A 3,119-nucleotide genomic window follows, 5' to 3' on the forward strand; every position below is an offset into this window, starting at 1 on the left:
CTTAAAATGGCCTTCTCATGTCCGTTTAAAACGATTTTTGTTTTTGTTTATGGGTAACTGGTCATAAAAATTGCTTAAAATTGATTTTAATTGTCCTTTTTTTAATCAAATACGCAAGTACAACAGTATATACTTGGCCCTGAACGACCCAAGACTTGTTAAATTATCAGAATCGTTTACATATAATGCTAATATCAAAACAAATATGCAAGGGGAAATCAAACAATATGAAAAACATCTGTAACACTCGGTCTGATTCAAGTATACTCACCTTATTAACCGCTTGGGAGAGGAACGAAGCCTTGGAATCATATAATATAAATATCAACGCTACTGACGTTCAAATCGTTGGGAAACTTAATATTGAAAGTATCAAAAGGCTGACGGGCATAAATTTCCCAGTTGCTGAAGTACAAATCTACCCAGGTGCGATTCGACACATCAAACGAGAGCATCCAGGGATTATTGAGCAGTATGGTCACTTGATTCCGGAGATGATTTCACATCCGGATTACGTTGGCAAAAACCCAACGGTTCCGAATAGTGTGGAACTTATTAAAGTAGTTACTGATACTGTTCTATTGGCGATTAAATTAGACCCGGCCGGGTACTTATATATATTTTCCTTTTACGATTTAAACAATGCTGCAGTAAAGTTAGAAAAGCGTCTACGTAGCAAACGTCTCGTCCAATACGTAGAGTAATTTGTATTAGTTTTATTCAATTTTCCCTATCTTATCTGTTGACTATAGTTAATGGATAAGATACTATAATATACATAGTATATCTTTTAGGTATATGACATTAAATTTCGATTTCTTGACTATAATATGAACTAAGGATCATTGAGGTGGGAAAGGTTCCCCACGCGCTTACCGAAAGGTAAGTTACCAGAGATCAGGATACGCCGCCCTGCTTTGATCCTATAAATGAATGGACCCCGAAAGGGGTCTTTTTGCTTGTATATTTATAAAAAACCTTGAAAATTCATTGTTTTTTAATGGATTTTCTAAGAGCCCTTTATAAATTTCAAAAAACCGGCCATGTACATACGGACCGGCTTTTTATATTAACGCTTACCGAAAGAATATTTTTCTTTCTTGAGAACCTTCGATAATAAGCTCTTTATCCTATATACTACTCTAAATCCTTAGTTTCCATATTGTTAAGTTCGTTTTTTGTGAATTTATCGTGTTCGAATTTTAATTCATTATCTAATAAAGTGTTTTATTATCCAATTCAATTCTATCTCTTAACAATGCGCCACGGAGCTAAAATTTTCATAAATCATGAGAACCGGTTCATCTGAAAAGCAATATGGTGGCCGTTACCGGCCGAACGCTGCTCTTTCGAGCAGCTGAAATTTAAAATCCCAAAAAAAGAAATTCATCCCTTGATGAATCTTGGTTTCAAAACCCTCAATAAAAACTCCTTAGTAAGTGAAAGACGAAGAGGAGAGAGCGGTTTGGGACAACCACTTCCTCTTGGTCCCCGTCTTTACTAACTGAAGAATGAGGGATAAGAAAATGGCTATTAACTATTCTTACTTTGAGAGAGACGGATATCGCGTAATTAAAACACATGTAAGTAATATTGTTTCTGAAGTAATTAAGAAGCCAGTTTGCTCTACTAACAACTATGGAATTAATGGGGGATTTTTTGCATCTACTAGCTATTCATCTCCTCCTTACGCCGGTCTTTCTATCAGTTATGATGGTGTAACACAAAATCCTGGAAGTAACGCTGGGGGTGACCGTAACAGGGGCACATTCTTTACTTTTACGGACAATGGCGTAACAAAAGCTGGTGTTCAGCGGTGTACTACGATGACCGATCTAAAAGATAAGCTAGGTCTAAGTGCCTCACAGTTTAAGACTGTTATTGGTGGAGGTAGTTTGAATCTACCAGGGACTGAGGCCCAGTTTGAACAACTGTTAGAAGCTGAACAATGGGAAGTAGTTTCACCTAGTCTTCCGCTAACAAGACGTTCTGGTATTGGATTTAAAAACGAGACCAATGGGGTATACGCTTACTTAGTTACTTCCACTGTATTTAAGAGCCTCTATGGTCTTCGAGATTTTTTTAAAAATGATCTTGGCTGCTACAATGCAATTTTCTTGGATGGATCAGGCTCAGTACAAATGCAAGTTCATGCTAATGGTGAACTCATTCAAGCCGATGGTACAGATCCGAGTCCAGGAAGATATGTCTGGAACATGATTAAATTAATTAATAAAAACTAATATGAAACAACAAAAAACAAGCCTTTAGAAAGGCTTGTTTTTTGTTAATTTCTACTTCACTGTTATTTCAAATGCTTCAAACATATGATTATTGACTTGTCTACTCCATGCTTCGACTTCAACGCCTTCTTGTATTACACCAAAATCGGATTCTGTTCGTTTGACATCACTTGTCTGATCAAAAAACATTGTATTTTTAGTTACTGTTAGCACATCTCCAGTGTCGAGTTTTATAGAGTGAAGTACCTTATCGCCGTCAATTGTGGAATTTTCCTCAACTATTTCGACAATAGTACCTTTGTAATATTCCTGTTGCTTAGATGGAGATGGCCATCCTAGCAAAATATCAGAACTTAAAACGTACCAAATACCAAGCGCTATCATCAGAACAAGACTACCCGACAATACATACCACTTCTTTTTTGTCTTCAATCTCTTTCATCCTTCCTTTAGGTACTCACAATATGTAGACGCATGACTCCGAAAAAAGTTACAAAAAAAAGAAGTCGTGTCCAATAATATCCACAAGGTTTTTTTTATTTATTGTTATAATTTTTAATAAATTCTATTAGCTCAAGACGTAAGCTTTGCATTGCATCTTCTTTCGGCATTCTGATCGTTTTCGATAATTTTTCCATTTCGGGGTGATAAATTTCTAGTATTTTCAGGATAGCTTTGTCTTCACCGGATCTTGCTTTGACGAGTAGTTGTGCGAGACCTTCTTCTTCAAATCCTCGAGTGTCTGTCTCTTCCATTTATTCACCGCCTGTACAGTCATATTCATTTCTGCAGATACCTCTTTTGCGCTTTTTTCTTCAACGTACAGCGAATAGACAACCTTTTTACCATTTCCCTTATCAATCATGTTTAGCATAT

At 36.4% G+C, this 3,119-nt stretch carries 4 protein-coding genes and 1 pseudogene; 2 read left to right on the forward strand and 3 right to left on the reverse strand.

Annotated features, from left to right (window positions below; translation table 11 throughout):
- Window positions 1-302 precede the first annotated feature (302 nt).
- Both GQY27_RS21015 and GQY27_RS21020 read left to right on the forward strand, forming a co-directional pair.
- On the forward strand, window positions 303-704 hold the full coding sequence (locus GQY27_RS21015; protein WP_236570684.1) for a PBECR3 domain-containing polyvalent protein: 402 nt from the start codon (window positions 303-305) through the stop codon (window positions 702-704).
- A gap of 822 nt (window positions 705-1,526) precedes the next feature.
- Entirely contained in the window at window positions 1,527-2,243 is a 717-nt protein-coding gene (locus GQY27_RS21020) for a phosphodiester glycosidase family protein (protein ID WP_160037216.1), read from the forward strand.
- 51 nt (window positions 2,244-2,294) lie between these two features.
- Here the strand turns inward: GQY27_RS21020 and GQY27_RS21025 are convergent, their stop codons facing one another.
- The 3 genes and pseudogenes from GQY27_RS21025 to GQY27_RS21855 all read right to left on the reverse strand — a co-directional run.
- A complete protein-coding gene (locus GQY27_RS21025) occupies window positions 2,295-2,675 on the reverse strand; it encodes a hypothetical protein (protein ID WP_160037217.1) in 381 nt (126 codons plus the stop codon).
- A gap of 104 nt (window positions 2,676-2,779) precedes the next feature.
- Window positions 2,780-2,998 (reverse strand): helix-turn-helix domain-containing protein, encoded by a 219-nt coding sequence (locus GQY27_RS21030; protein WP_160037218.1) that lies wholly within the window; start codon window positions 2,996-2,998, stop codon window positions 2,780-2,782.
- Window positions 2,908-3,119, reverse strand: a pseudogene (locus GQY27_RS21855) (hypothetical protein); the annotation flags it as partial. The gene GQY27_RS21030 and the pseudogene GQY27_RS21855, both read right to left, overlap by 91 nt.

Source organism: Paenibacillus sp. An7 (genome assembly GCF_009870785.1).
GTDB lineage: Bacteria > Bacillota > Bacilli > Paenibacillales > Paenibacillaceae > Paenibacillus.

Excerpts from the sequence above, each read along its gene's own strand:
- GQY27_RS21030 (WP_160037218.1), bottom strand. The coding sequence starts at position 2,998 with ATGGAAGAGACAGACACTCGAGGATTTGAAGAAGAAGGTCTCGCACAA.
- GQY27_RS21020 (WP_160037216.1), top strand. The coding sequence starts at position 1,527 with ATGGCTATTAACTATTCTTACTTTGAGAGAGACGGATATCGCGTAATT.